The following is a 26,593-nucleotide window of genomic DNA, read 5'->3' on the forward strand; positions in this document are numbered from 1 at the left end:
CCGGCGGTGAGACCCTGGCCGATCACTCCGCAGGCTTGGTGAACGTCAGGGTGTGCTCACGCCTCGCCTCGACCGCACCCTTGGTGAAGGCCCACGGCAACGTCTCGCCCTTGACCCAGAGCTCCGTCTGGTCGGTGTAGTTGCCGCTGAAGGCGTGGCCGGAGACACCGGTCAGGTTGATCCAGCGGGACTTGTCGAAGTCGGACAGGTCGACCACCATCCGCATCGACGGCGTCGCGGTCACCGCGTAGCCCTTGGCCGCGTTCCAGCCGGTGGCGTTCACCACCGAGGAGCCGCCGCCCAGCTCGTACGGACCGCGGTTGAACAGCCGGTCCACCACGTCGACGTCACCGAGCGTCTGATGGGTCAGGGTCAGCTTGTGCAGCCGGCCCCACTGCCAGTTGGCGGGGTCGCGGGCCATCTTGGTGGTGATCTCCGCCCGGGCGTCGACCAGCGCCTCGCGCAGGATGTCGTCGCGGCTCTCCCGCTGCGGGGTGCGCAGGTTGTCCCACCAGACGCTGTTCGGCTGGGCGACCAGCGTGCGCACCACCTCGAACCAGCGCGAGCCGCCGTCCGGCCAGGCCGCCTCCGGCAGCTGGTCGTGGAAGGTCAGCGCGAGCAGGTTGCGCCAGACGATGTTGAAGTACGCCGCGGGGGCGGAGTCGGCCGGCTGGGTGAAGTCCCAGCCCTTCAGCGTGTCCTGGCCCTGCTTCTCGAACTCGTCCTCGATGCCGATCCGCAGCAGGTACGGCACCAGCAGCTCGGCGTTGCGGTTCTTGGTGTCCAGCTGGATCGACGCCATCGCGTCCACGTTCAGCTTGCCGGCCGCCCGGATCCGCTCCAGGATCTGCTGGGACCGGTAGCCGTAGTCCCAGTCGTTGGTCAGGTCGTACCGGTACGACGGCGGCACGACGGCCTGGTTGGCGGTCACGATCACGCCGTCGGCCGGGTCGAACTCGGTCGGCATCGCGGCGAACGGAATGGTGCCGGCCCACTCGTACTTCGGGTCCCAGCCGGGCACCGGCCAGTCGCCGGTACTGGCCCGCCGGACCGGGACCTTGCCGGGCGCCTGGTAGCCGATGTGGCCCTCGCGGTCGGCGTACACCAGGTTCTGCGAGGGGACGTCGAACAGGGTCGCGGCGGTCCGGAACGCGGTCCAGCTCTGCGCCTTGTTCATCGCGAAGATGGCGTCCGCAGTCCGGCCCGGGGTGAGCGCGGTCCAGCGCAGCGCGATCGCGTACGCCTCGGAGCTCTTGCCCTTGGCGGCGAGCTCGCCGGCCTCCCGGGCCTCGTCGGTGACGTCGGAGATGAGCGGGCCGTGCCGGGACTCCCGGACGGTGATCGTCTCGGGCTCCTTCTGGCCGGCGATCTTGAACGACTCGGTCCGGGAGCTCAGCGGCTCGACCTTGCCGTTGTAGAGCACGCCGTCGCCGGTCAGCCGCTCGAGGTAGAGGTCCATCACGTCGGGGTCCAGGTTGGTGAAGCCCCAGGAGATCGCGCTGTTGTGGCCGATCACCACGCCCGGCAGCCCGGAGAAGCTGAAGCCGGACACGTCGAACGGGCACTGCGGGCTGAACTTGCGGCAGTGCAGACCGACCTGGGTCCAGATGCCCGGCATGGTGGCACCCAGGTGCGGGTCGTTCGCCAGCAGCGGCTTGCCGCTGTCGGTGTGCTCGCCGGAGACGACCCAGGAGTTCGAGCCGATGCCGTCACCGCTGCCGAGCAGCGTCGGCAGCGCCTTGACCACCTTGTCGACGCTGTCCAGCGACTTCAGCACATCCGGGGTCAGCATCGCCCGGCCGGGCGCCTGGCTCTCGGCCGGCGTGGCGGTGAACTTGCCGCCCTCGACCCGCGCACCGGCCAGGATCGGCTCGTTGCGGTCGTACGGGTAGGCCGGGTAGAGCGTCTCGACGGTCTTCGCGGGCAGCGTCGCGGCCAGCTTGGTCCGGGTGATCTCGTCGTCCATGTTGCCGCGGCCGAGGTCCCAGGCCATCGCCTTCAGCCAGGCCAGCGAGTCGGCCGCCGTCCACGGCGCCGGGCGGTAGTCGGTGCCCTTGAGCGACAGGACGGCGTACTCGAGGCTCAGGCCGGAGCCGGAGTGCTGGTCCAGGTAGCCGTTGACGCCGCGGGCGTAGTCCTCCAGGTACTGACGGGTGGCCGGGCTGAGCAGGCCCAGCTCCTTCTCGGCGACCCGGCGCCAGCCGAGCGTGCGGACGACCTTGTCGGTCTCCAGGGCGTCCCGGCCGAACAGCTCGGTCAGCCGGCCGGAGGTGACGTGCCGGCGGAAGTCCATCTCGAAGAACCGGTCCTGCGCCGCCACGTAGCCCTGGGCGGCGAACAGGTCGGCCGGCCGGTCGGCGTAGATCTGGGGAATGCCGTTGGCGTCGCGGACCACCTCCACGTCCGCGTCGAGCCCGGACAGCTCGATCGAGCCGTCGTAGGACGGGAAGGAGTGCCGGACCACGAAAATGCCGGTCCCTGCCACGACGAGCAGCAGGGTGGCCAACGCGATTCCGCTGATGACGAGTAACCGAAGCAGGCGACGCACGGACCAACCGTAGAGAATGCCGCCGCCCACCCCAAATGCTGGAACCACTCCTTAACGCTCCGTACCCGGATCCGGGACCGAACTGCTGGGCTCGACCAGTGCGTACACCTCCACCGCGCCGGAGGTGAAGCGGTGCTGCGCGAGCCGCTTCAGCGCTGCTGACGGCCGGTCGAGGTTGGTGTCGAACACCAGCCAGCGGACGCCGTACTGCGTCCAGAGGTGATCCAGGTCCCGCTTGGCCGGCCGTTTGAACGCCCTGTCGTTGGCCTCCAGCAGCGGCTGGTCCCAGAACGGCCCGTTGATCGCGGCGTAGCTGTCCTGGCGGCTCTGGGCGGTCGGGGTGTACGCCCAGCCCTCCACCAGGACCCGGCGCTCGGCGTACCCGGCGAGCCAGAAGTTGCGGGCGTCACACCTCTTCACGGTGTAGACCGGCGTGCAGTGGGAGTTCGTGGCGAGCCGGTCGCCGACGTCCGAGTGGTCACGGATGTACCTGGCCGCCTCCGCTCCCCCGGCCGGGACCTGCCGCCTGGTCTGCCGGCACTCCGGCCGATCCGGCCCGGCGACGCAGACGCGGTCGGCGAACGTGGTCACCACCGTCTCCGGGAGGTGGACGGCCGCCACGCCGAAGACCACCAGGACGCCGAGGCCGAGTGCTACCGCCCGCTCGCCGGTGCGCCTCAGGACGAGCGTGACCAGGGCGGCGACCAGGAACACGGTGGCCCACGGCCAGAGCACCTGGACGCTGACGGCGAGAATGCCTTGGCTGAGGCGCGGCTTGGTCGGTGTCAGCGCGGAGAGCACCTTGGCCAGCACCATGCCGGCGGCCAGCGCCAGGAGCACGCGAGGAACGAGCTGGCGCAGGCGCAGGCCGCCGAGAAGGAGCGTGAGCCCCCACACCGAGGCCGCGATGGCGATCGGGAAGGCTGCGCGGACGAAGTACAGCTGGCTGTAGCCGGGATGGCGGAAGACCGCGCCTGCCACCACGCCAACGAGCACGAAGCTGACCAGGAAGACGGCGTCGGGTGACTTCCAGCGGCGCTCCCGGAGGAAGCCCAGCATGCCGAGGCCGCCGAGCGCCCAGGAGACCAGCAGCGTGGTGCCCGTCGTACCCAGGACCGCAATGGCCGCCGGTTCGCCGTGGTAGCGGGAACCGAAGCCGACCTGCCCGGCCAGCGCGTGGAAGCTCTGCCCGGGTCCCCAGGCAACTCCGGATGAGCCTGCGCTGAACAGCACGGCCTGGGCGAAGACGAACGTCGCCAGCACTGTGAGCCCCAGTGCTACCGAGGCGCGATCCACTCGACGGGTCACTGCGAAGCGAGCGACCACGGCCAGGCCGACCGCGGCGACCAGCAAGGGCACGAACGAGGCCTTGGCGCCGGCGAGTGCTGCCAAGCCGACGACCAGGAGCACCCAGTGACTCCTCCTGGTGTCGCCGCGGAGTACGCAGACGATCAGCCAGACGACCGGGAACGCCAGCACGACGGCGAACGCGTGCGTGAGGCTGTACATCAGCACGCCGCTCGAGTACGCCGCTTGGCTGATCAGGTCGCGGCCGTTCCAGCCGTAGACGTCGAAGCTGGACACGGTCAGCAGCAGCCAGGCGGCCAGCGGGCCCGCCCAGGACTTGCGCGCCAGCCGAGTCGCCAAGGCCGCCACCGCGAGCACTGGGACCAGAGCCGCTGTGACCGGGATCAGGCGGCGGAGAAGGAGGTCCAGCTCGATCCCGGTCAGCCAGTTCGCCGCCGCGAGCTCGGCGTGCAGGAACCAGTGGTAACTGAGCGACTCCCCGATGACGAAGGGGATCTGACCGGGCATGTGGTGCTTCAGCTCGGCGGCGAGCGCCAACTGGTACGGCAGGTCGCTGTACTGGAAGGCGGCGTCGGGGAAGGCGATGGGCTCGATCTGGAGCCCACTGCGCATGATCACCCAGAGGCCCAGCACCGCAGCGGCCGCGACACTCCAGGCCCACCACGCCGGCATCGGCGGCCGGCTACTCCGCCAGTGGGCGCGGAGGCTCCGCACCGCGACGAAGGCAACGACTGTCACCACCGGCACGGCTACCGGCAGCAGCGGGAGCCCAATGGCCCGGCCGGGGATGTAGGTGAGGATCGACAGCGCGAAGCCGAGACCCGTGCCGAAGGCCAGGTCCGCCGGGAAGCCGTCCTGGTTTCCACGGCCCCACCGCCACAGCAGGACGCCTGGCAGCATGATGCCAAGTCCCAGGTAGACGCTGTAGAGCAGTACGTCGCCCCATGGCGTCCCGAAGGCTCCGGTCAGGCCCGCAGCCCCGGCCCAGACCAGTGCTCCCGGCGCCATCCGGCTCGCCGACCGCGCACAACTTTTCAGTTCCCGCCCCAGTGGTCCCACAGACTGAAGATGCTTCCTGGGGCCTGCCGGTTCGCTCGGTCCGCAGATCCGAGTTGGAATACTTCGCCGCTCTGCCGCATTATTAGCAGTCGAGTAGCAAGAGTGCCAGCGGCCTGAAGGGGAATGACGTGCCGACGTACCAGTACCAGTGCACCGACTGCGGCGAAGCGCTCGAGGTCCGGCAGAGCTTCACCGACGACGCCCTGACCGTCTGCCCGAACTGCGACGGCACCCTGCGCAAGGTGTTCAACGCGGTGGGCGTCGTGTTCAAGGGCTCCGGGTTCTACCGCACCGACAGCCGCTCGTCGGGCAGCAGCACGGTCGGCGCGAAGTCCGACTCCTCGTCCACGTCCGCGTCGAGCTCGTCGTCCTCGGACTCGTCCAAGTCGTCGTCCGCGGCCTCTTCCTCGTCGTCCTCGTCCTCGTCGTCATCCTCGTCCTCGTCCGGCTCCTCGGGCTCGGGGTCCTCCTCCAGCGCTGCCTGATCCCCTTCCCGGGGGCGCTGTCCCCGGCCTGTGGACAACGGAAGCTGCTCGGCCGCGGAAACTCGTACTTTCCCTGGCATGACGAACTCCTTCCTGCACGACCTGGTCCGCGCCGCCCGTTGGCACCGCCGGCTCCTCGCCGGCCTCTTCGCGGCCGCCGCCGTCTACTTCGCGCTGGTCGCGGTCTCGCCGCCACCGGCCGCCTCCACACCGGTCCTGGCCGCCGCCCGGGACCTGCCCGGCGGCCTCACCCCCGCCGCGGGCGACATCCGGACGCTGCGGCTACCGACCTCGACCGTCCCTGCGGGCGTCCTGCCACCAGGCACAGACCTGTCCCACCGGGTCCTGGCCACCGCCGTCCGGTCCGGCGAGCCGTTGACCGACGCCCGGTTCCTGACACCGACGGCGGTCCCACCCGGCCTGCTCGCCTATCCCCTCCGCTTGGACGACGCCGACATCGCAGCCCTGCTCCGCCCCGGCGACCGCATCGACCTGTACGCCGCCTCGGCCACCGCCGACGCATCCGCGACGAGACTGGCCGAGGCGGTTCCGATCCTGGCCCTGCCCGCGCCGACCCGCAGTACCGGCGCTCTGGTCGTACTCGCCGCGTCGCCCGGTACCGCCGCCCGGCTGGCCCAGGCCTCGGCGAACACCCGACTGACCGTCGCGCTCACTCCCGACACGAGCTGACCCGGCCCTTTCACTGAGCGGACATCTGCGGCTACGATCCGCGATCGCCCGGCGCGCTCCCTCGCCTGCCCTCCGGCGGAGTCCTACCTTGTCCCGGTACACACCGCCGTGGGGCCGATGGGCCCTCTTCGTGGAGGCAGAAAGAGATGCTCAAGGGCTTCAAGGAATTCCTGATGCGCGGCAACGTGCTGGACCTGGCGATCGCCGTCGTGATCGGCACCGCTTTCGCGACCGTGGTGAAGACCGTGGTCGACAGCCTGGTCAACCCGCTGGTCGCCTCGCTGGGCGGTTCCAACGTGAAGGGCCTCGCCTGGACGATCGTCGAGGGCAACGAGAAGTCGACGATCGACTTCGCCGCGATCATCAACGCCTTCGTCGTCTTCTTCCTGACCGCGCTCGTCGTGTACTTCGTGCTGGTCGTGCCGATGAAGAAGATCCAGGACCGGCGCGCCGCGGCGGCCGCCGCGAAGGGCGAGGTGCCCGAGGCGGAGCCGCTGACCATGGACCAGCAACTGCTGGTCGAGATCCGCGACTCGCTGCGCGCCCGCCAGTAGGAGTCCGGGCCAGCGCTCTTGGCAGGCCCTGCCCGAGCGTCCGGGCAGGGCGGCCGGCGGCGTCTCTGCCCGGGGGGCGAGCCGTCCGACCGGGGTTCGGGTGGGGTGGCGAGGCGGTGTCAGCCGGGCTTCGGGTACTGCATCCAGGTGTAGGGCAGCGGCTGGTCCTTGTTCCACTCGTCGGCCAGCTCGGCCGGCACCAGCTCGAACCCGACCCGGCGATAGGTCCGAAGCGCCGGCACGTTGTCCGGCCGCACCCGCAGGAACACGTCCGCGTAGCCCGCGTCCAGCGCCGGTCCCAGCAACGCTCGCACGAACGCCGTACCGATCCCCCGGCCGCGCGCCTCCGGCCGAACGATGACCCGGGCTACCTCGACCTCGTCCTCCTCGTCGTCCAGCCACAGCTCGGCGTAGCCGACCGCCGCGCCGTTCACGTAGTACAGGTAGGCCTCGACGTCGTCGGCCTCGTTCCGCCAGTTCTGCCGCAGCTCGACCGGAAACGGGAACTCGTTCCGCCCCGACAGCAGCGCGACCTCCTGCGCCGACGTCGCCCAGCCCGCGACCACCGCCTGGTCACCGTCGAACCCCCGCAGCTCCATCAGCCGCCCTCCCTCGCCCGTCACCCCAAGCATCCACCCACTGCGCCCTTCGCAGCGCGCGATTTGCGGACGACAGGCGGTTTCCGCGCACTCGGAGTGTGAAACGGCAAGGTCAGCCGGGGTGCGGCGAGGGGTCAGCGGGTGCGGCGCGTCGCCCGGGGGCGGCGCGTCGACCGGAGGGCGGCGCGTCGACGCCGTGCGGCGCGTCAGCCGCGGTGCGGCGCGTCAGCCGCGGTGCGGCGCGTCAGCCGTGGTGCGGCGGGACCTCGCGCAGGATGCGGTCGTCGTCGTCGCTGCCGTTGTCGCGCTCGCCCCAGGTGCGGGCGTCGTCGTCCCGGGTCTGCTCGGGGAACAGCGGCTCGTCGTCCTCGTACGGGCTGGTCATGCCGTCCAGGTTACGGGAGGGGCGACGTCAGTCCTGGCCCGGAATGCGCGGCAGGTTCTGCTGCCCGCCACCGCCCTCGATCTGGCCCTGCACCGCGCCCGGCGCGACCTGTGAGCTGGTTGCGGCGTGCAGCAGCGGCGCAATGCCCGGCTCGGTCAGCCAGCGGTCCGTGCCGAGCACCGACCACGCGGTCAGCACCGACAGCGTCGGCGTCGCCAGTCCACCCAGCTGCAGCGGTTCGGCGTTCTGGAAGCCGAAGGTGATCGTCCAGTGGGCCGGCGCCGGGTAGAACTCCTGCACCGAGTTGTAGTAGAAGCTCAGCCACCCGCGCTGCGGCAGATGCGTCATCAGCCGGTAGTTCGTCGCGATCAGCTGCACCTCCTGCAGATCGCGCCACATCAGCTGCATGTCGCGCTTCGCCGCGGCCTTCCGGCCCGCGTTGACGGCCGCGTTCGCCGCCATCATGCCGAGCACGAAGCCGGTGCTGCCGAGGAAGAACCCGCCGCTCGAGGTGTACCGGCCGCTGCCGCCGTACAGGCGCGCGTAGTGCACGGCCGTCTGCAGGTACGCCGTCTCACCCTGCTCCAGCACGATGCCGTACAGGGGCAACGGCTGCGGCGCGTTGCCGGCCATCAGCCAGCGCGCCCAGTCCTGCCCCAGCTGCCACTCCTCCTGCTCGCGGCGAGCGAGTTCGGCGGAGTCCTTTCTCTTGCCCACGTCCGTCCTTCCTCCGGCTGCACCCGGCATCATCGCATCCCGACCGGCCGAACAGAGCGCAGTTGTCACAGGTCTGCTGCTTTTGCCACGCGATCCGGCCTGTGACCAGATAGACGCGGCGTCGTGACACTTCCGCCACGGTCTGCGAGGCCTCGGTCCAGCATCATGGACCTCCTTGCCAACCCGGAAGGACCGAGTCGTGAGTGCATCAAGGACACGGGGCCTGATCGGAGCGTCGCTGGTGGTAGCAGTTCTCGGTACGGCCGCCGCCTGCGGCAACGAGAACGGCGCCGCCCCCGCCGCCCAGCCCACCCAGACGCCCAGCACCACCCCACCCACCCTGCCGACCACCACCCCGCCCACCCCCAGCGGAACTCCGAGCACCAACTGTCCGGAGACGATCAGCGCGATCCGTCAGTCCGTGGAGAAGGCGGTCTGGGGCAAGGGAACGCCGAAGTCGGCGTTCCAGCCGGTCAGCGTGACGATCTGCCAGTACGACGCGCTGGCGACCGGCCAGGACTACGCCACAGTCACCACCCAGCGGACCGGCCAGCAGGCGACCGACCTGTTCGCCCTGGTCAACGCCGCGAAGCCAGAGCCGAAGAAGCCGGACTTCTGCACCAAGGAGCTCGGCCCGACCTACGTGCTGCGGTTCACCGACAACGACCGCGGCGTCCTGTCCTACACAGCCGAGGCGTACGGGTGCCACCGACTGGTGGCGACCTCGTTCGAGGGGCAGGGCAAGCCCGGCGAGCTCGCCGCGCCTCGTGCGGTCACCCCCGAGCTGGAGAAGTCGCTCGGCCTGCGCTGACCCTGCACCGGACGCGCCCCCCGAAGCCGTCCGGGACGGGGTCATCCCCGCTCGCCTTGCGGGTCCCTTCGAGGTCGGCCCGCAAGGCGGGCGGCTGAGCCTTGCCCCAGCCAGTTGTTGGCTGCACCCTGATCGGCAGGAGCCGTTCCGGGAGGCCACATGCGGCACGCCCTAGTAGCCGCGCTAGTGCTCAGCTGCTCAGCCGCCGCCTGCTCGGACCCGCCGAAGGAGTCCGTCGTCCCCCAGGACCGGCAGTGCGCCGGCATCTCCGGCTTCACCTGCACGACGCTCAGCGTGCCGCTGGACCACTCGAAGCCCACCGGCCGGCAGCTCGAGCTCGCAGTGGCCGCCGCGAACAACACCGACGCTCCCCGCGGCGTACTCCTGATGCTGACCGGCGGCCCGGGCCAACCCGGTGTGCCGTTGCTGCCCCGGATCCGCGACTACCTCGATCCGGCGGTGCTGGAGGAGTACCAGCTTGTCATGTTCGACCAGCGCGGCACGGGCTCGCGAGGCATCGACTGCCCCGAACTGCAGGCCGCTGTCGGCGGCTCCGACTTCCTGACCCCGCCGGCCGACGCAGTCGAGGCATGTGCGCGCACGCTCGGCTCCAGCATCAACTTCTACGGCACGCCCGACACTGTCGAGGACATCGAACTCCTGCGCCGCTCCCTCGCGCGCGATCAGCTCACGCTCAACGGCACGTCGTACGGCAGCTTCACCGCAGCGCAGTACGGGTTGAAGTACCCGAACCGGGTGCGGTCGCTGGTGCTCGACTCCGTCGTCCCGCACATCGGCTTCGATCCCTTCGGCGCAGACCTGATGGCCCACACCCGCACGGTCCTCGCCGCGGCCTGCCGACGCGACCCAGCCTGTACGACGGACCCGGTGGCCGACCTGGCTTGGCTGGTCCGGCACGGCGAGCTCGACGGCTCCCCGGTGAACGGCACGAGCCTGATCGAGTCCTTGTCGATCCTCAGCCTCAACTCGGTCAACCCGTCCCTCGAAGGCCTGCCGAAGGTGCTGCACGACGCGCGTCAGGGCGACACCGCCGCCCTGAAGGAACTCTTCCAACGCGCCACCAGCCGAGGCCTGCCGTACGACGAACTGTCCGCCGGACTCCACCTGGCCACGCTCTGCTCCGACCTGCGCTTCCCGTGGAAACCCGGCACGCCACCGGGCCAACGGGCCGCTGCCGTCGACGCCGCGATCAGCCGCCTCGACCGGACCGAGCTGCACCCGTACGACGTACGGACCGCGCGGAGCCAGCTCGTCGTCGAAGGGTGCCTGCGGTGGCCCGCCACGCGGGTTTCGACGTACCCGCCAGCGCGGGAGCTGCTGCCGAGGACGCTGATCCTGCACGGCGGCAACGACCTCTTCTGCCCGACCTCCTGGGCCGAGTGGGAGCGGGACCACGCCCGTCAGGCACACCTGGTCGTCGTACCGAGCAGCGGACACGGCGTACAGCGCAGCCAGTCCGACCGAACCGGAAAGACGCAGGTCAGCGGCTTCCTGCTGGGCTGAGACGCAACTGTGTGTGAATCTCTGCAGCACCCTGCGTCGCTCGATGCGTCTAATAGACGTGAGGTGTTGTACGCCCAGCTGGGGAGTTGCGAGTGGAGTTCGAGGAGTACGCGTCCGCGCGCGGGCAGGAACTGGTGCGGCTCGGGTTCACCATCTCCGGCGACTACCAACGCGCCGAGGACCTGGCCCAGATCGCGCTGATGCAGGCGTTCCGCTCCTGGCGCAAGGTGCAGCGGGCGGACGATCCGCACACCTACGTCCGGCGAATCCTGGTCAACTCCTACCTGTCGATGACGCGCCGCCGGTCCTTCACCGAGGCTCCGGCGGCCGACCTCGACCCCGACCGCACGGTGCCCGATCCCGCCACCGACATCGTGAACTCAGACGACCTGTGGCGCGCGCTCGCCACGTTGTCGGCCCGCGAGCGGGTCGTCCTGGTACTGCGCTATTACCAGGACCTGGACGACCGGACGATCGCCGACCTGCTCGGCATCAAACCGTCCTCGGTCCGCAGTGTCGCGAGCCGCGCGCTCGCCTCGCTGCGGAAGGCGAGGCAGTCCCACCGTGTTGACGAGAGGTTGCCGTGAGCAAGACTGAGCTCGAGGAAGATCTGCGCGCGACGTTCGACCGCGCCGCCGCTTCCGTTCCGCCGGCCCCCGACCTGGTGTCGAGGGCGACCAGCGGCGCCCGGCAGGCGCAGCGGCGTACGGTCGTCGCTGTCGGTACCGCCGCGGCCGCCGTAGCCGTGATCGCCGCGGCCGGCTTTGCCCTTGGCGGCTTGGGCGACTCGAAGTCTCCGCAGCCCGCGGCGACCACGCCCGCGCCTGCTGTCACCAGCTCTGCGCCGACGGACTCCCCGCCGGCGTTGGCGGGTCGCTGGCGGCCGTTGAAGATGGACGGCTTCACCACGCTGAAGACCGCCCGTCCGGACAATCCGCTGCTCACGTTCAACCCGGACGGCACCTGGATCGGGTCCGACGGCTGCAACGGGATCAGTGGCACCTTCACGATCGGGCAGCGCGGCGAGTTCACCGGCAAGGCGAACGGCCAGCGCCTGATCGAGTGCGCGAACGTGCCGCACACCACGGTGCTGCAGACGGCGAAGCGGGTCACGGCCGACCAGACGACGCTCCGGTTCTACCAGGGCGACGGACGCGAAGTTGCGGTCTACGCTCGCGCACGGTAGCGGGATTTGCTTGCGGACGGTAGTCAGCTATTGACTATACGGAGTCCTTCCTTGAAGGATCTACGTAAGCCCGTCCACTGATTGGGGAGCTTGGTGCGACTCTCAGCTACCGTCCCGCTGCTCGCTCTTGGCTCGTTGTCACTCGTTGCAGTCGCCGTGCCGTCGGCATCGGCGCCCGTGCCCCTCGCCGCCTCGTCGGTCGCGGTCTGCAACCACAGCGACCCCGTCACCAGTGCCGAACACTCCGAGCGACTGTCCCAGCCGACCAGCGCGAGCGATCCCCGGCCGCTCGGCCAGGCCCTCGGCGAAGGCGTCGCGGCCGCGATGCGTTCGATCGAGACGCTGGACGCGACCGGCCGCCCGACCTCCGGCCTGCCGTACGGGCTCAGCGCGGGCATCATCGGCGTACTCGGCACGCAGGACACCGGGTACAAGGTCGTGCTGGACGACTCCGTGGTCAACGAGAAGCGCTACCAGGCCGCGGTGCGGCAGCACGTCCCTGCCGCCGGCATGCCGATGCTGACCGTCGAGCGCAGCTGCCGCTCGGCCCGCTCGATCGCCGCCGCCTGGAAGGCCGTCGGCGCCCGCGCCTGGTCCCCCGACGCCGCCAAGACCACCTTCACCGCCGACCTCGACCCGGCCAGCGAGAACATCGTCGTCGAGTACGACAAGGCGACCACGCCGGCCGCCGGCGCAGCCGCTCTCGGCAAGCTCGCAGGCGTCTCCGCCGTTCCCACCGGCGTCGCCCGCCTCTCCCGCTTCAACGACACCCCGAACGGCGGCCACTGGGGCGGCGCCCGGATCACCTCGGCGCAGAAGAACTGCACCGCCGGCTTCTCCGTCGTCCGCCGCTCCACCAAGGCCCGCGCCTCCGTCACCGCCGGCCACTGCGGCGGCCCGGGCACCACCTGGCGCTCCGGCTCGCACTACTACGGCACCACCTCGGTCCGCACGAACTACCCCGACTACGACCAGGCCCTGCTCACCGGCAGCTCCTACGGCCCGAAGATCTGGACCGACGGCCCCGGCGACTCCGCCGACACCCGCACCGTCAAGGGCGGCAGCGACCCGTCGGTCGGCACGTCCGTCTGCCAGTCCGGCTCCTTCAGCACGTCGCTGTGCGGCATCACCATCCGCTCCCTCAGCGCCAAGTACTGCGATCCCGACGGATGCACCACCTACGTCATCCGAGCCACCCGCAACGGCCAAACCGCCATCATCGGCGGCGACTCCGGCGGCCCCGTCTACACCCGCCCGTCCGGCACCACCGCCACCATCCGAGGCATGGCCTTCGCCGGCTCCGGCTGCGCCAACTCCCGCTGCACCACCCTCTACGCCGAACGCTACGCCAGCATCTCCGGCCACCTGGGCGTCACCGCCCTCACCGGCTGACCCCCGTACGCCGTACAGCGCCCACCCGCCGTTCCGCTAGGCTGTCCCAGGCCCCATCACCGGGCCAACGTGCGCCCCCGTAGCTCAGGGCCCCTTCACCAGCAAGCGCCTCTACCTCGAGGAAACCCTCGACACGTACGCCGAGGCTGAGGTAGCCCAGACCGAGCGGCTCTACCAGGTCGACAAGCAGAAGGTTGACAAGAGCAACCTCACAGCGATGGAGGTGCTCGAGAAGCATCGCGCTGTCGCTGACCCCAAGCTCAAGCGACGCACGAAGGTACGCCGCGACCAGCTGATACGCGACTGCATCGAACCTCGGTTTGGCGGCATGTTCCAGGCCGCCAAACTTGAAGGCAGAACTACTACGCCCTACTACAGACCTGGAACCACGACGCCCAGCTACGAGCGGACCACAAGGGCAAAGAGCACAAGTGCGAACCGCTCGCGAACAGCTCGATTCGCGCGATCCACTTCATCCTACTTCCGCTTTCGCCGCGCCGTCAGGTGGGAATACCTCGATGTCAACCAGCCGGCACTCGCCGAGCCCCCGGAATTCGAGCAGGGCATACCTGACCCACCGAGCCCAAAGAACTCGCGCCGGTCATCAACGAGGCGTGGCGCGACCTGCTGGGGGCATGTTCTTGTGGTTGACGATGCTCAGCGCCTCTCGACGAGGCGAGATGTGCGTCCTCCGCTGGACAGACGTCGATCTGAGTCGCGGAAAGATCGTGGTCGGCCCCGCCGGCGATCAGTACGCCGACCGGGTCGAGGAGATCACGACCAAGGCCGAGCTGCAGAAACGTCTCCGCCTCGATGCGTACACAGTCGAACTGCTGACCATGTGCCACGAGTACTGCAAACACCAATGCGAGCGCCTCGGCGTCGTGCTCGCGTGTGACGCCTGCCTGTTTCCCAGCGAGCCGGACTTCTGCGCCGCTCTGAAGCCCAACCCTTCGACTCAGCGATACCGTCGTCTCGCGAAGAGGAACGGCCTACGCAGTACGAGACTCCACTCGATCCGGCACTACTCGGCCACCGAACTGCTGGGCGCCGGCGTCGATCTCCGCGCAGTCCATGGTTGGCTGGGACACACTCAGGCTTTGACCACGCTGAAGTTCTACACGGCCTGGCTGGAGAGGACGGACAACGCGGCGGCGGACGTGCTCGCCAACTCGATCCCTCGTCTTGACTTCGCAGCCAGGAGGCCCCGTCATGCCTGGGAAATCCTGACGGCGGCACTGCGAGCCGACATCGAGGCAGGCAAGTACCCGGTCGGCTCCGACCTTCCGCTTGCACGCGAGCTGGCCGTAAAGCACAGCGTCTCGGTAGGAACCGTCAGCCGCGCGACCGCAGAGTTGAAGGCCCTCGGGTTAATCGAGGCGGAGCAGTACCGGAGGGCCAAAGTGATCAGACAGTTCAAGCCGCCTGTCGTAGTTAACGCGGCGGGTTGACACTCAGCCTCGGCGGCGTTACTGGGTGCCCCCGGCAGGAATCGAACCTGCGGCACATGGTTTAGGAAACCACTGCTCTATCCCCTGAGCTACGGGGGCGCACGCGGGGGCTAGCGTATCTGATGGCGAGCGCCCGAGTAGGACTCGCCTCCCAGGCACTTGCCGTTCGCGCGTCGACCTAGCCGCGCGATGCCGCCTGGCCGTACAAACGAGGAGACCTCGTCCGCCGAATCTGGAACAATCGCCGGGTGGCGCCCCGTCATCACACCGTGCCGCAGTTCTCTGTGCGCAACTTTTGCGAACCCGAGCGGTACGGTCCTGCTCGTTGACCGCGACGACGTCAGCCGGCCTACCCCACGGCGGTGGGGAAGGCCTGCGCAGAGGTCGGGTTCTACCGGATGGACCCGCAAGCGTTCGTGCTCGACGACAGCCCACATTTCGAACCAGAGGTCATCGAACAGCACCTCAGCCAGTTCGAACACGCGGCCGCGACTGGAGTCCATAAGCTGGTGCAGACCGGGCTCGCCGACATCACCAACGAGGATTGGTACCACCTGGTCAACCACATCGCCCTGCAGACCGTCCGCGGTAACAGGTTCCGGGAGGACCTGCAGGGGGTTATCTGCGCGACGACTATGGTGGCCTGGGCCGGGAGTCGAACCAACGTTCGCCTCGAGTTCAGCCGCGCAGTCGTACCTGCCACAGCCAGCCGGGACTGTGATCCTGACCCGCGCACGAGTACATGCTCGGCGGGGACGAGGAGATGAGGCACAGGCCAGAGCCGAGGTTCTTGACGAACCCGCCGGTGGTCGTGCCCCAGTGCTGCCAGTACTGGTAGGGGTTCTCTGGATCGCAGGTCTGCGTTGGGATATTGGTGCCGGTATATCCCGCGATGCACTGGTTGGCGTTGCTGTACCGCTGAATGAACCCGCCGTTCCAAATGACCCATTTCTGACCGGCGTCTCCGTCTACGCAGGTGCCGAGGTAGACGCCGTTGTGGTAGCTGCCATTGCTGTCCAAGCAGTATCGAACCGTCGCGTTGCTCTGAATGCGATACGGGCCCGGGCGGCTCAGTGTCGCCTTGTCGCTGGCCACCGGCGGCGATTGCCGGTCGGTACCCCCACCGGCGCCACCCCGAGTCGAAGGTGCCGTGCCAGCTGGCTTGTCGCCCGACGGGTCGAAGTGCTTGCTGGGTGTTGCGGCGGCAGTTGTCGCTGCCGGCCGGGCTGTCGCTGGGGCGGTCCCCGCGGAAGCGGTGAGCACCGACCCGACGGACAGTAACGCTACTCCGCTGGTGGCAAGTCGTCCGAAAGTCTTCAAGGGTCGCTCCTAGCTGTCTGGATTCGGGGCCGCGGATTTCCAGGAGACCAAGAAGCACTTTCAAATCACTTTCTCCTCGCGGATGACCCCAGCATCGAGGCCGTCTCCCAAATCGGCTCATTCATTGACTGGGCCCGCCGAGCAGAACTCACGCCTCTTCTGAGAACATCGCAAACGTCCGCCCGGGTGAGCGGCTAGGCGGCTGGGACCAAGCGGCCAAGACTGCCCTGCAGAGAGCACCGGCTCTGGAAAACTGTCGGCGCCGGGTGGGATCGTCATGTGGTCCGGAGCTGATGGGCCGGGACTTACACCACATTCGACGGCAGCACCTGCGTGGTGTGCGGGTGACGGACTTCGCCTACCTGCGGCCGCAAGCGGAGCGTCGCCAAGATGCGCTCCGCGCACGGCTTCCTGAGGCCCTCAACGGCCCGGTGGCCACCGAAGGGTCTCCGCAGAGGTGTGGGCCTGTGGGTGACTTACGCATCCGGGCCGAATTGCGTGCATCCTGTTCATAGGGACTCGGGGACGCGGCCACACCCGCCGGACCCGTCACGTCAAACGACTCCGGGGACCCCGGCGGGTGCAGACCACCCCGGGATGATTGCTCAACGACTGCTTCGACGCAGCCCTCAACGCCGGACGCTCAGCGGCGCGGGTGCTTCGACAGCATCTTGTCGACTTGCTGAGCGCGGCCGTCGACGCTGATCGCGTCCGAGTCGACGCCGTCTCGGCAGAAGAACAGCCGCCGGGTGGCCGGCAACGTTGACGGTGTGAACCTGACCGCGTACCCGCGGGTGGTCAACTTGTGGCGCTTTCCGCCCTTCACGACGTCCGCCCGCGTGACGTATGGCTTGGTTTCCGCCCGGTAACCCGGTTTCGTAACGACAGTCAGAAAGGTTTGTTCGCCGACGCACTTCCAGGTGACGGTAGCCTCAGGAAGATCGAGACGCCGGTTGACTGGAGCGTTCGGGGTGCGGCCCTTGACGGGACCTGAGCCGGCCGAAGTGCCAACCTTGGACTGGGCGGCTGCCAGGCGGGCGTCTACCGCCGAGCGGGACAGCACTTCGGTGCCGGAGCTGCCCGTGCTGGCCAGGCTGATTGTCGCGCCGCCAGCGGCGACGGCAGCGGTGGCAACCCACAGGGTGGTCAATGCAATTGTTCGTCTCATGTCAGAATCTTCGCCTGGCAGCGGTTAAGGCCACGCTAAGCGGATCGAAAGGCCAGCTCCTGATCAAAGCTGGCGAGCCTGCCCACGGTTACGGTGCTGCTATGCCCCATGTCCTGGTCGTTGAAGACGACCTGAAGGTCCGCAACGCCCTGTTGCGTGCCCTGACCGAGCGGGGCTATGCAACAAGCTCTGCAGGCGAAGGGCTGAGCGGTTTGTCGGAGCTCACCCACGGTAGTCCTGATCTTGTTCTGCTCGACCTCGGATTGCCTGACATCGAGGGCGGGGAGTTGCTTCGGATGCTGCGCGTTGTGAGCCAGGTCCCGGTGATCGTGGTGACGGCGCGGGATGATGAACAGCAGATGGTGGACATGCTGGACGGCGGCGCCGACGACTATCTGGTGAAACCCTTCGGGCCAGGGCAGCTCGACGCCCGAATCCGCGCCGTACTGCGCCGTAGTGGCGTCGACCATCGACCCGGGGTGCTCACCGTCGGCGCTCTGATGATCGATCCGGCGGCACGCAGCGCTCGGTTGGACGGCGATGAGCTGGAGTTGGCACCGCGCGAGTTCGAACTGTTGCGCTATCTGGCCGAGCGTGCGGGCGAGGTGGTAACCCGGCGGCAGTTGCTGGTCGAGGTCTGGCAACTGGCGTACGGAGGAGCTGAGAAGACCGTCGACGTCCACCTGTCGTGGTTGCGCCGCAAGCTCGGTGAGACCGCACAGCAGCCCCGGTACCTACATACCGTGCGTGGAGTAGGCGTTCGGCTCACAGCGCCGCCGGGGACCTGAAGATGCGCAGGCGACTTGCCATGCTCGTGGCGGCCACCACATCACTCGTGCTGATCGCCTTCCTGGTACCGATCGCCGTGCTCCTGCGGTCGGAGGCTGCCGAGAGGGCAACCGGGCAGGCGTCGATGGAAGGCCACTCGATCGCTCAACTGCTCCCGGACGTTGCCGAGGGCTCTCTCCCGGCGGATGGAACGACCACGGTCTTCCTCGCGGACGGCCGCGTCATCGGCGCGAGGGCTGCTACGAGTCCGTCGGTGCGACTGGCACAGCAGGGCCAGTCGTTCATCGCCGAGACCGCCGGCGGCCGGGAGGTGCTGATCGGGGTTCAGTCCGGTGCCGACGGCACAAGCGTTGTCCGCGTCTTCGTCCCTGCCTCCACCTTGTACGACGGGGTCGCCAAGACCTGGGCTCTGCTCGCCCTGCTCGGGCTCGCGCTCTTCGCGTTGGGCATGGTGATCGCCGATCGACTCGGCCGCCGACTGGTCAGGTCGGTCACCGCCCTCGCCGAGACGGCCGACCGGCTCAGCAGGGGCGAGCTCACGGCCCGAGTGAACCCAGGCGGCCCACCGGAGATCCACAACGTCGGCTCCGAGCTGAACCGGCTCGCCGATCGCATCGACGAGCTCTTGAACTCGGCACGAGCAGAGGCCGCGGACCTCGCCCACCGGCTGCGCACGCCCCTGACGGCGCTCCGACTCGACATCGGCGGTCTGCGCGACCCGGTCGAGTCCGAACGTGTGCTGGCGAGCCTGCAAGATCTGTCAGCCCAGGTTGACGAGATCATCCGTACCGCACGTCGCCCGGGCCGGACCGGCGCGGTGGCGATGGCCGACCTGGCGGCGATCGCGCGTGAACGGCTGCACTTCTGGGCGGCCCTCGCTGAAGACACCGGTCGACCGCTCACCGGCAACATCCCCTCCAAGGCGGTCTTGGTGCGGATCGGCGCCGAGGACCTGGCCGCGACCTTCGACGTCCTTCTGGACAACGCATTCCGCCACACGCCCGACAGCGCTGCCGTTCGACTCGTCGTCGAGGACAACGGCGTCGCCTGGGTGGAAGACGCCGGCACAGGTATCGGTCCGACCGCAGGGACGCCAGGAACCACCGGGCTCGGACTGGACATCGCACGCCGTACGGTCGAGGCAGTACGCGGTTCGCTCACCATCGGAAGCTCAGAACTTGGCGGTGCAAAAGTCGTCTTGACGATCGAGCGGCTGAACCGCGAGACCGCGCAAAGGAACTCCAGTCCGGCGTGACCGAACCGGCGCGAACTCTCGGAGAGCGGCAAGTCCGGAGTCCGGCCGCTGGTCGCCTGGGGTTCGGGTGACCGGCTCGGTGGAACGGCGGGCGCTGATCGTGTTCAATGCCCGCCCGCCAGCTGACAGGCCTCGGCAGCCATACGCGCCGCCCGAACCATCTGTCTTCAACCGAGGACACCGAAGCCTGCTTGGTGGAGCCCTCTGTCAAATCCAGACCACCGACAGGATCGTTCGACCCGCACTCCTGAGATTCGTCACCAAGCTCGCCAGCTGACCACGATCACGTCGCGGACACTGTCTCCCGACGCAACCTCCCAGGCCACACTCGACAAGTACCCCGGGAGCCCAAGGGAAAAATGTTCTACTCGCGCAGAGTTGTGGTTCGGCGCGGGTACCGGGCGCCGGCGGTGCGTCCGGCGAGGACTCGTTCTTCGGGTTGCTCGCGTGCTTGGGGTTGCGGCGGAGTTCCTGACGGCCGGTCAGGGGGTGTCGGTGTCCAAGGGGGTCACCTCGATGGGGCGGCGGCAGGCTTGGGTGGCTTTGCTGGCCCAGGTGTGGGCGGTGGCGAGGTCGGGGGCCTGGATCACCCAGAAGCCGGCGAGGTACTCCTTGCTTTCGGCGAAGGGGCCGTCGGTGATGAGGATTTCGTTCTCGCGGGAGCGGACGACCGACGCGGTGTGCCGAGGCCGGAGGCCGGCGGCGAAGAGCCAGGCGCCGGAGGCTTTCATTTCGGCGTTGACGGCGTCGACCTCCGCGCCGTCGTGGTCCGCGGACTCGCCTTCGACCATTTGAACGGCCAAGAGGTAGTGGTTCATGTCGGCTCCCTGTGGTGTGGTGCGCGGGTGGGTCTCACCATCTGTACGAACGGTGGCGCGTCAGATCGACAGAGGGAAGGGGCGACTACTGCGGGAGTGGGGCCACGTAGACCCAGAGGCCTGCCTCGCGGGTGAAGTGGCTGTTCTCGTGCTGGCTGGCGGGGTGTCCGTCGTGAAGGTAGTGGGCTCGAAACTCGACGGTGCCTTCGGTGTGGAACGCCGTGCCGTTGGTGGTGTTGACGATCTCCAGGCCGGTCCACTGGGTGTTGTCGAGGCGCAGGGTGGTGGGGCGCGTCGTGGTGGACCAGGTTTGCAGCAGGTAGGTGGCGTCGTGAGCCACGAAGGCGCTGTAGCGGGAGCGCATCAGCTGCTCTGCGGTGGCGGCGGTCTTACGGCCTGCGTGGAAAGCGCCGCAGCAGTCTGCGTAGGCGGCGTTCAGGCCGCAGGGGCATGGAGACGCGGGTGACAGCGTGGCAACTGGTTCGCGGGTACGACGTTTGGCCATCCGCTGATTGTCGCGGATGGCCGTCGTACGACGTACTGGGCTACTTCTGGCCGGGGTCGAGCCGGTCGGTGGCGGAGTTGGCCGCCTCCTGGGCGTTGTCGACGTGGCCCTGCACGTTGTCGACGTGACCCTGAGCCGTTTCGGCGTGGCCTTGAGCGGTTTCGACGTGACCCTGGGCGGACTCGCCGAGGCCGTCGGCCGCTCCGCTCACCTGCTCGGTCGCGTCGCCGATGGGCAGGTCGATGCCGGTCGCCTCGCTGACCTTCTCGCCGGCACCTTGGAGCATTTCGGACGCCTTGTCCTTGAACTTGTCGAAGATGCTCATGGGAAGACCCTTCGGTTGTGGACGAGTCACAACCCTAACAAAGTGCGCGCACGCCGCCTCGCAGAGTGATCGGCCGTCCATCGCGCCGCACACCTTGGGTGCGGACGATCAACGATATATCGTCGACGTATCGCGACAGTTCGTTAGGGACGGTGGTCAGGATGACGGGATCGGCGTACGCGGCGGGGTGGCCGTTCGAGGGGTTCGGGCGGCGGTGGGGGTGCTCCGCGTTCGAGGAGCTCAAGGACGAGGTGCTGGCGGCCATGGGTGGGCGGCGCGGGCACGGAGGGCACCACCAAGGGTTCGGTGGGCAGTGGGGTGGGGCGTTCGGCGGGCCGCTGTTCGCGCCGCCGTGGGCGGGGCCGGGCGGCCCGCGGGGATGGAAGGGGCCGAAGGCTCGGCGGGGCGATGTGCGGGCGGCGATTCTGGCCGTGCTCGCGGAGCAGCCGATGAACGGTTACCAGATCATCCAGGTGGTGGCCGAGCGCAGTGGCGGGGCCTGGAAGCCCAGCCCTGGTTCGATCTACCCGACCTTGCAGCAGCTCGAGGACGAGGGACTGGTCAGGGCTGACGCGGCGGTCGGGCGGCGCACGTTCACGTTGACCGACGAAGGGCGCACGTACGTCGCGGAGCACGCGGACGAGGTGTCGGCGCCCTGGGAGGCGATGAGCGCGAACGCCGACGAGGACGAGAACGGGTTGAAGCCGTTGCTCGGCCAGGTCGGTACGGCGTTGTGGCAGGTGCTCGCGACAGGGACTCCCGAGCAGCAGGCGAAAGCCCGCAAGGCGCTGGTCGAGCTGCGGCGGACGCTGTACGGCATCCTGCAGAACGACGACGAACAGGACCGGTCATGAGCCAGGTTCCGGATCGGGTGGTGCGGATCGGGGACGCCGAGCGGGACCAGGCGGTCGCCTCGCTCGGGGACCACTTCGTGGCGGGTCGGCTGACGCAGGAGGAGTTCGAGGAGCGCAGCGAGCGCGCGACCCGGGCTCGGTACACCAACGAGCTCACCCCGCTGTTCGCCGATCTGCCGGAGCCGGTGGCTGTGCAGCCTGAACTTCGCGGGTGGGGGCCTGGGCCGCAGCAACTGCGCGCCGGACCGCCGCCGGCGTTCTTCTTCCTGCTGCCGGTGCTGGTGATCGGGCTGGTGGTGGCCAGCGTGTCGTTCGCGGCTCCGTGGATCCTGTGGATGTTCTTCTGGATCGCCTTGTTCGGCGGGCCGGTCCACCGCAGGCGCCAGCACGGGTACGGGCACCGCCACCGCTGATCACGGACGACGTGCCCGCCGGCGCGGGATCTCCTGCGCCAGCTCGACGATGAACCCGTCGGGATCGGCGAGGTGGACGGTGCGGTGACCCCACGGGCGATCCGCCGGGCCGGTCAGGATCGGTACGCCGAGCTTCCCCAGCCGGCGGGCCTGCGCGTCGACGTCGTCGGTCAGCAGGACGATCTCGGCCGCGGGGCCGGGCGCGACCGGGCCGCCGGTGAGCCACTCGGCCCGGCGCCGTTCGTACAAGGCGAAGCGCGGCGCCGTCGTACCGAACTCCGCGTAGCCGGCGTCGGTGAAGCGGTGCGGCAGGCCGAGCACGTCGCGGTAGAACGCGATGGAGGCGTCCAGGTCGGAGACGTAGAGAATGACGTAGCCGATGCGGTCCACCCGGGTCACGCTACGCGGGTGGATCCGGCGGGCCACTAGGCTCTCCGGGTGACAACTCTGAGGGCTGGACGGCGTTCGTGAGCGCCGGCAAACCGCGGCGCCGGTTCCGGACGCTGATCATCGTGGTCGTGATCCTGGCCCTGCTCGGCTTCGTCGCGGACCGCGCGGCCGAGTCGGTGGCGGAGAACCGGCTGGCCACGGTCGCGGCGGACGAGGCGGCGCAGTACGACGTCCGGGCGGCGAGCACGGCGGCGGAGATCGGCGGCTTCGGGTTCCTGCCGCAGCTGGCGCGCGGCGAGTTCTCCGAGATCACCGTGACGATGGATCAGCCGACCATCTCGAACGTCGCCGGCGAGGACGTCACGATGGTGATGACCGGGATCCAGGTCCCGCGTGAGCTGCTGACCGGTGGCACCAACACCACCGTCGTGATCGACAACGCCGACATCAAGCTGCGGATGACGCCGAACGCGCTGACCAAGCTGACCGCCGCGGCCAGCGGGCTGGAAGGGCTGCAGCTCAGCATCGTCGGCGACAAGCTGCAGGCTCGGATGTCCGTGCGCGGCTTCGACGCGGTCGCGACCGTCCGGCCGCAGGTGCTGAACGGACGGGTCGGCCTGGTCGTCGACGCCCTGCCCGGCGACGTTCCGGCCGCCGTACGCCGGGTGGTCGGCGCGTTGCTCGGCCGGGGCGTGCGCATCCCGGCGCTGCCGTTCGGCGCGAAGGTCACCGGCGCGGCGGTCGACGGCCAGTCACTGGTCCTCACCGCCACCGCCTCCAACGTCCAGCTGTCGGCGTCCTAGCCGTCAGTCGTCGACCGTTCCGCGCCCAGCGGTGATGGGTGGAGGCGGCGGAGGACCAGGAGGCCGCCGATGGCGGGGATGAGGGCGGTGAGCTTGGTGCGGGTGGTGGCGTGCGGTTCGCGGGCGGTGAGGATGATGACCAAGAGGTAGCAGCAGCCGTGGGTGGGGCCGATGAGGGACGAGACGGCCGGCCAGTGGACGGTGAAGAGGTTGGTGAACAGGACGGCCAGGGAGACCACCTCGGCGGTGGCGGCGATGCGGAGCGGGGTCCAGCGGGCTGTCATCGTCAGACCCCCGTCGTGGAGCCGGGGCGGACGATCATCAGGACCGTGACGGTGGCCCAGAGCAGGTTGAAGATGCCGGCATGCATGGCCAGCTGGGCCGGAGCCTTCGGGTCGGCGTCCGAGGCGGTGACGGCGGCGAGCGTGCGCTGCTGGCCGGGCAGGACGAGCAGGGCGAGTACGCCGGCCGCGCAGGCGGTCAGCGCGATCGAGATGATCAACCAGATGTCGCCGAGCACGCCGAGGCTCTGGGCGGTCGCGAAGCCGAAGGCGGGCACGGCGACCCCGAGCACGGCGTAGATCCGGCAGATCCGGTGCAGCGTGCGCAACTCGCTGACCGCGCGGTCGTCACCGGCCAGAGCGCGGCGGGTGGCGGCCGGAAAGCGGCTGGCCGCGACGGCGACCGGGCCGACGGCCAGGATCGCCGCGATGACGTGGATCGAGAGCAGGAGCTTGGTCACCGGGCGACGGTAGCCCTCGCCCGAACGGCACAACACAGGCTGGAATGCCAGGTACCAACGGATTCTCGCCAATCCCACCACCAGGCGATTCTCCGATAGCCCTGCGGTGGCCGAAATCAGCCGGTCATCTACCATCTCGCCATGCACACCGTCGCGGTTCTCGCCCTCGACCAGGTGGTTCCGTTCGATCTCGGGACGCCGGTCGACGTCTTCGGCCAGACCCGGTTGCCGGGCGGCCGCGCCGGCTACCGGGTGCGCGTGTGCGGCGCCACGCCGACCGTCGACGCGGGCGCGTTCGAGCTGCGGCCGCCGTACGGGCTGGAGGCGCTCGCGCAGGCCGACACCATCGTCATCCCCGGCTCCCGCGACCTCGATCCGCCCTCGGCGGACGTCGTCGACGCCCTGCGGGAGGCCGCGGCCGCCGGTGCGCGGATCGCCTCGATCTGCGTCGGCGCGTTCGCGCTCGCGGCGACCGGGCTGCTGGACGGTCAGCGGGCGACCACCCACTGGTACTTCGCCGAACTGCTGGCCGAGCGCCACCCGGAGATCGACGTCGACCCGAACGTGCTGTACGTCGACAACGGCCAGTTCCTCACCTCGGCCGGCGTCGCCGCCGGGCTCGACCTGTGCCTGCACCTGGTCCGGCGCGACCACGGCTCCTCGGTCGCCGCGGACGCGGCCCGGATGGCGGTGATGCCGCTCGAACGCGAAGGTGGGCAGGCGCAGTTCATCGTGCACGACCAGCCGCCGAGCCCGCGCGGGTCCGAGCTCGAGCCGCTGCTCGGCTGGATGGAGGAGCACTGCGCGCGGGACCTCACGGTCGAGCAGATCGCCGCCGAGGCGGGGATGAGCGCCCGGACGCTGAACCGGCGGTTCCGCGAGCAGACCGGTACGACGCCGCTGCAGTGGTTGCTCAAGGCCCGTATCCGGCAGGCGCAGGGGTTGCTGGAGACCACCGGACAGCCGGTCGACCGGATCGCCGGCCGGGTCGGGTTCGGCTCCCCCGCCGCCTTTCGGGAGCGCTTCAAGCGGGTCGTCGGCACCACCCCGAACGCGTACCGCTCGGCCTTCCGCGGTACGGTCCCGAACACGCCGGGCGACCTCGGCGCGGGATCCTGACCGCGGCGTACGACGGTTCTGCCGAGCAAACGGTCCCCCGAGTTCGTCGCCGACGTCTTCCTGCACCAGGTCTGGCAGGGCGACCGGTCCTGCTTCGACCGGACTGTCGCCCGCGTGGTGGAGCACGCCCTGCGCCACCGGCCGAAACGGTTGCCGCCAGCATGGAACCGGCTTCATGAGAACCGTTCGGCTGGGTACCGGTCGGGTATGAGTCACAGCAACATCGAGCCCGATCCCCGCCGGGATCGGCCGCCGAACAGCCATGCTCGGCGTGGGGCGCCGTGTACGTTCTGCTCGCCCGCTTCTTGGGCTCCTGGATCGGTCAGTTCTTGCTGCAGCTGAGCGAGTTCAAGAGCGACCAGGAGCAGCACGGCCAAGCCTTCGCGTGGGCTGACTACTGGCCCAACTTCCTCGCCAGCACGTTCGAGAACTGGCAGAGCGAGTGGCTGCAGCTGGTCTTCCAGGCGATCCTGCTGCTCGGCGCCAAGCACTTCCTGTCCGCGTCGACACCGAGGACATGGAGCGGCTGGAGGCCAAGGTCGACAAGATCAACCGGCAGCTCGAAGAACGGCCGGTCGAACGGGCTTCCTGACCCACCCGAGGGACCTCGGGGGTGGCGGTTCGGTGCGGTCCGGTCAGCTGACCGGCCGCTCTGCACGTCATCGGCGAGGCGTACACCCCGGCGTACCCGGCCGCGCGGAAGCTATCGGTCAGGCCGGGCCGGCGGCCGCGGCCTCGACTGCGCGCGTACACCGGGACAACAGGTCGGTGGCAGCCCGATCGCCTCGTGGTCGGAGACCAGCGCCGCGTTAGCGGCTGCCAGTTCACGGACCGCCCGGGGTGGCAGCACAGGACCTGTCGGGTCGTGGCTGGTCATGACTCCCCGCGGAAGTCGAGCGTGCGGCTGACGACCTGGTCGGCGACGTCCGCCAGGGTGGTCTCGTGGGCGTACGCGTTCGCCCGCAGGATGGCCAACGCGTCGTCGGCCGCTTGTCGACCCTGACGGTCGTCCACCTCCCGGTCAGATAGCGTCACGGCACGGCCCTTCGCCGAGCACGTCCTGGAGGTTTCCGAGCCGGGTCGCCACCGCATCGGTGCTGCACAGTGTCGTGCCGCTGGGAGTCGCGTTCCCGACCGTGATCCAGGCGCCGTCGGCCAACGTGATCAGCCGGCCCGCCTCGCACAGGCGGTCGGCCAGTTGCCTGTCCGTCGCGTTCGCGGCGGACAGGCCGGCCAGTCGGGCCAGGATGCTCGCTCGGTCGGTCGTGCCCACCCCCATCAGCGAGTCCGGCGATCGGGCAGGCTCAGACCCTACGGGAGATCGGCTCGGATTTGTCGTGGCCGGCGTCCCGTAGAGTGGAAAGCGCTGCCGGCTCCTCGATC

General features: G+C 69.3%; 32 protein-coding genes and 1 tRNA gene. 17 read left to right on the forward strand and 16 right to left on the reverse strand.

Annotation, left to right across the window (positions count from 1 at the left end; all coding sequences use genetic code 11):
* Positions 1 to 22: 22 nt before the first annotated feature.
* Both KFLA_RS28640 and KFLA_RS28645 read right to left on the reverse strand, forming a co-directional pair.
* On the reverse strand, positions 23 to 2,548 hold the full coding sequence (locus KFLA_RS28640) for a penicillin acylase family protein (protein ID WP_049797643.1): 2,526 nt from the start codon (positions 2,546 to 2,548) through the stop codon (positions 23 to 25).
* Positions 2,549 to 2,599: 51 nt separating this feature from the next.
* The gene (locus tag KFLA_RS28645) at positions 2,600 to 4,864 is read right to left on the reverse strand and encodes a hypothetical protein (RefSeq protein WP_012923331.1); all 2,265 of its coding nucleotides are present in this window, start codon (positions 4,862 to 4,864) and stop codon (positions 2,600 to 2,602) included.
* Between the two features lie 179 nt (positions 4,865 to 5,043).
* Between KFLA_RS28645 and KFLA_RS39555 the strand changes: the two genes are divergently transcribed.
* The 3 genes from KFLA_RS39555 (at position 5,044) to mscL (ending at position 6,644) form a co-directional block, all read left to right on the forward strand.
* Positions 5,044 to 5,400, forward strand: a complete 357-nt coding sequence (locus KFLA_RS39555; RefSeq protein WP_012923332.1) for an FmdB family zinc ribbon protein — start codon at positions 5,044 to 5,046, stop codon at positions 5,398 to 5,400.
* A 78-nt stretch (positions 5,401 to 5,478) separates the two neighbouring features.
* Positions 5,479 to 6,090: a CpaB family protein gene (locus KFLA_RS28665; protein ID WP_012923333.1), complete on the forward strand. Its 612-nt coding sequence runs from the start codon at positions 5,479 to 5,481 to the stop codon at positions 6,088 to 6,090.
* Between the two features lie 146 nt (positions 6,091 to 6,236).
* Complete coding sequence (gene mscL, locus KFLA_RS28670; protein ID WP_012923334.1) at positions 6,237 to 6,644, forward strand: large conductance mechanosensitive channel protein MscL; 408 nt, start codon at positions 6,237 to 6,239, stop codon at positions 6,642 to 6,644.
* Between the two features lie 119 nt (positions 6,645 to 6,763).
* On the opposite strand, the gene KFLA_RS28675 is transcribed toward mscL, so the two are convergent.
* From KFLA_RS28675 to KFLA_RS28680, 3 genes are all read right to left on the reverse strand, one after another.
* A complete protein-coding gene (locus KFLA_RS28675) occupies positions 6,764 to 7,243 on the reverse strand; it encodes a GNAT family N-acetyltransferase (RefSeq protein WP_012923335.1) in 480 nt (159 codons plus the stop codon).
* A 244-nt stretch (positions 7,244 to 7,487) separates the two neighbouring features.
* Positions 7,488 to 7,628 carry a hypothetical protein gene (locus KFLA_RS38500; protein ID WP_012923336.1) on the reverse strand — a complete coding sequence of 47 codons (141 nt, stop codon included), beginning with the start codon at positions 7,626 to 7,628 and terminating at the stop codon, positions 7,488 to 7,490.
* Positions 7,629 to 7,655: 27 nt separating this feature from the next.
* Positions 7,656 to 8,345: a hypothetical protein gene (locus tag KFLA_RS28680; RefSeq protein ID WP_012923337.1), complete on the reverse strand. Its 690-nt coding sequence runs from the start codon at positions 8,343 to 8,345 to the stop codon at positions 7,656 to 7,658.
* Positions 8,346 to 8,544: 199 nt separating this feature from the next.
* Here KFLA_RS28680 and KFLA_RS28685 point away from each other — a divergent pair, with 199 nt between their 5' ends.
* From KFLA_RS28685 to KFLA_RS28710, 6 genes are all read left to right on the forward strand, one after another.
* Entirely contained in the window at positions 8,545 to 9,156 is a 612-nt protein-coding gene (locus tag KFLA_RS28685; RefSeq protein ID WP_237706623.1) for a hypothetical protein, read from the forward strand.
* A 159-nt stretch (positions 9,157 to 9,315) separates the two neighbouring features.
* Positions 9,316 to 10,680 (forward strand): alpha/beta hydrolase, encoded by a 1,365-nt coding sequence (locus KFLA_RS28690; protein ID WP_012923339.1) that lies wholly within the window; start codon positions 9,316 to 9,318, stop codon positions 10,678 to 10,680.
* Between the two features lie 92 nt (positions 10,681 to 10,772).
* On the forward strand, positions 10,773 to 11,267 hold the full coding sequence (locus KFLA_RS28695; RefSeq protein WP_012923340.1) for a SigE family RNA polymerase sigma factor: 495 nt from the start codon (positions 10,773 to 10,775) through the stop codon (positions 11,265 to 11,267).
* Positions 11,264 to 11,866, forward strand: coding sequence for an META domain-containing protein (locus KFLA_RS28700; protein ID WP_012923341.1), 603 nt, complete (start codon positions 11,264 to 11,266; stop codon positions 11,864 to 11,866). Before KFLA_RS28695 ends, KFLA_RS28700 begins: the two co-directional genes overlap by 4 nt.
* Positions 11,867 to 11,959: 93 nt before the next feature.
* Entirely contained in the window at positions 11,960 to 13,258 is a 1,299-nt protein-coding gene (locus tag KFLA_RS28705; RefSeq protein WP_237706624.1) for a S1 family peptidase, read from the forward strand.
* A 653-nt stretch (positions 13,259 to 13,911) separates the two neighbouring features.
* Positions 13,912 to 14,709 (forward strand): tyrosine-type recombinase/integrase, encoded by a 798-nt coding sequence (locus KFLA_RS28710; protein ID WP_237706889.1) that lies wholly within the window; start codon positions 13,912 to 13,914, stop codon positions 14,707 to 14,709.
* 26 nt (positions 14,710 to 14,735) lie between these two features.
* Here KFLA_RS28710 and KFLA_RS28715 read toward each other — a convergent pair.
* Positions 14,736 to 14,808 (reverse strand) — tRNA-Arg (locus tag KFLA_RS28715).
* A gap of 263 nt (positions 14,809 to 15,071) precedes the next feature.
* Here KFLA_RS28715 and KFLA_RS39740 point away from each other — a divergent pair.
* Positions 15,072 to 15,476: a DUF4238 domain-containing protein gene (locus KFLA_RS39740; protein WP_012923343.1), complete on the forward strand. Its 405-nt coding sequence runs from the start codon at positions 15,072 to 15,074 to the stop codon at positions 15,474 to 15,476.
* On the opposite strand, the gene KFLA_RS38005 is transcribed toward KFLA_RS39740, so the two are convergent.
* A complete protein-coding gene (locus KFLA_RS38005) occupies positions 15,388 to 15,804 on the reverse strand; it encodes a ricin-type beta-trefoil lectin domain protein (protein ID WP_012923344.1) in 417 nt (138 codons plus the stop codon). The two genes, KFLA_RS39740 and KFLA_RS38005, sit on opposite strands and share 89 nt — an antisense overlap.
* Before the next feature lie 868 nt (positions 15,805 to 16,672).
* Positions 16,673 to 17,197, reverse strand: a complete 525-nt coding sequence (locus KFLA_RS28725) for a hypothetical protein (protein WP_012923345.1) — start codon at positions 17,195 to 17,197, stop codon at positions 16,673 to 16,675.
* Between the two features lie 101 nt (positions 17,198 to 17,298).
* Here KFLA_RS28725 and KFLA_RS28730 point away from each other — a divergent pair, with 101 nt between their 5' ends.
* A complete protein-coding gene (locus KFLA_RS28730) occupies positions 17,299 to 17,985 on the forward strand; it encodes a response regulator transcription factor (protein WP_012923346.1) in 687 nt (228 codons plus the stop codon).
* 449 nt (positions 17,986 to 18,434) lie between these two features.
* Positions 18,435 to 19,241, forward strand: coding sequence for a sensor histidine kinase (locus tag KFLA_RS38505; RefSeq protein ID WP_202797039.1), 807 nt, complete (start codon positions 18,435 to 18,437; stop codon positions 19,239 to 19,241).
* A 482-nt stretch (positions 19,242 to 19,723) separates the two neighbouring features.
* On the opposite strand, the gene KFLA_RS28740 is transcribed toward KFLA_RS38505, so the two are convergent.
* From KFLA_RS28740 to KFLA_RS28750, 3 genes are all read right to left on the reverse strand, one after another.
* Positions 19,724 to 20,059 carry a YciI family protein gene (locus KFLA_RS28740; protein ID WP_012923348.1) on the reverse strand — a complete coding sequence of 112 codons (336 nt, stop codon included), beginning with the start codon at positions 20,057 to 20,059 and terminating at the stop codon, positions 19,724 to 19,726.
* An 85-nt stretch (positions 20,060 to 20,144) separates the two neighbouring features.
* Positions 20,145 to 20,564 (reverse strand): YchJ family protein, encoded by a 420-nt coding sequence (locus KFLA_RS28745; RefSeq protein ID WP_012923349.1) that lies wholly within the window; start codon positions 20,562 to 20,564, stop codon positions 20,145 to 20,147.
* 40 nt (positions 20,565 to 20,604) lie between these two features.
* Positions 20,605 to 20,889 (reverse strand): hypothetical protein, encoded by a 285-nt coding sequence (locus KFLA_RS28750; protein WP_012923350.1) that lies wholly within the window; start codon positions 20,887 to 20,889, stop codon positions 20,605 to 20,607.
* A gap of 161 nt (positions 20,890 to 21,050) precedes the next feature.
* On the opposite strand from KFLA_RS28750, the gene KFLA_RS36295 reads away from it, so the two are divergent.
* Together KFLA_RS36295 and KFLA_RS28760 are read left to right on the forward strand one after the other, a co-directional pair.
* On the forward strand, positions 21,051 to 21,743 hold the full coding sequence (locus KFLA_RS36295) for a PadR family transcriptional regulator (RefSeq protein WP_012923351.1): 693 nt from the start codon (positions 21,051 to 21,053) through the stop codon (positions 21,741 to 21,743).
* Positions 21,740 to 22,156: a DUF1707 SHOCT-like domain-containing protein gene (locus KFLA_RS28760; protein ID WP_012923352.1), complete on the forward strand. Its 417-nt coding sequence runs from the start codon at positions 21,740 to 21,742 to the stop codon at positions 22,154 to 22,156. The genes KFLA_RS36295 and KFLA_RS28760 overlap by 4 nt, the downstream gene beginning before the upstream one ends.
* Here the strand turns inward: KFLA_RS28760 and KFLA_RS28765 are convergent, their stop codons facing one another.
* Positions 22,157 to 22,546: a VOC family protein gene (locus tag KFLA_RS28765; protein WP_041290598.1), complete on the reverse strand. Its 390-nt coding sequence runs from the start codon at positions 22,544 to 22,546 to the stop codon at positions 22,157 to 22,159.
* Positions 22,547 to 22,623: 77 nt separating this feature from the next.
* Between KFLA_RS28765 and KFLA_RS28770 the strand changes: the two genes are divergently transcribed.
* Positions 22,624 to 23,349, forward strand: a complete 726-nt coding sequence (locus KFLA_RS28770) for an LmeA family phospholipid-binding protein (RefSeq protein WP_012923354.1) — start codon at positions 22,624 to 22,626, stop codon at positions 23,347 to 23,349.
* On the opposite strand, the gene KFLA_RS28775 is transcribed toward KFLA_RS28770, so the two are convergent.
* Together KFLA_RS28775 and KFLA_RS28780 are read right to left on the reverse strand one after the other, a co-directional pair.
* The gene (locus KFLA_RS28775) at positions 23,346 to 23,633 is read right to left on the reverse strand and encodes a DUF3817 domain-containing protein (protein WP_012923355.1); all 288 of its coding nucleotides are present in this window, start codon (positions 23,631 to 23,633) and stop codon (positions 23,346 to 23,348) included. The two genes, KFLA_RS28770 and KFLA_RS28775, sit on opposite strands and share 4 nt — an antisense overlap.
* Positions 23,634 to 23,635: 2 nt before the next feature.
* Positions 23,636 to 24,091 carry a membrane protein gene (locus KFLA_RS28780; RefSeq protein WP_012923356.1) on the reverse strand — a complete coding sequence of 152 codons (456 nt, stop codon included), beginning with the start codon at positions 24,089 to 24,091 and terminating at the stop codon, positions 23,636 to 23,638.
* A 141-nt stretch (positions 24,092 to 24,232) separates the two neighbouring features.
* On the opposite strand from KFLA_RS28780, the gene KFLA_RS28785 reads away from it, so the two are divergent.
* Positions 24,233 to 25,210, forward strand: a complete 978-nt coding sequence (locus KFLA_RS28785; RefSeq protein ID WP_012923357.1) for a GlxA family transcriptional regulator — start codon at positions 24,233 to 24,235, stop codon at positions 25,208 to 25,210.
* Positions 25,211 to 25,491: 281 nt separating this feature from the next.
* Positions 25,492 to 26,118 carry a DUF6766 family protein gene (locus tag KFLA_RS39745; protein ID WP_420167157.1) on the forward strand — a complete coding sequence of 209 codons (627 nt, stop codon included), beginning with the start codon at positions 25,492 to 25,494 and terminating at the stop codon, positions 26,116 to 26,118.
* Here KFLA_RS39745 and KFLA_RS38010 read toward each other — a convergent pair.
* Entirely contained in the window at positions 26,084 to 26,245 is a 162-nt protein-coding gene (locus KFLA_RS38010; protein ID WP_012923358.1) for a hypothetical protein, read from the reverse strand. The genes KFLA_RS39745 and KFLA_RS38010 overlap by 35 nt on opposite strands.
* Positions 26,232 to 26,483, reverse strand: a complete 252-nt coding sequence (locus KFLA_RS28790) for a hypothetical protein (RefSeq protein WP_148256764.1) — start codon at positions 26,481 to 26,483, stop codon at positions 26,232 to 26,234. Before KFLA_RS28790 ends, KFLA_RS38010 begins: the two co-directional genes overlap by 14 nt.
* Between the last annotated feature and the right edge of the window lie 110 nt (positions 26,484 to 26,593).

This window comes from Kribbella flavida DSM 17836, assembly GCF_000024345.1.
Taxonomy (GTDB): Bacteria; Actinomycetota; Actinomycetes; order Propionibacteriales; family Kribbellaceae; genus Kribbella; species Kribbella flavida.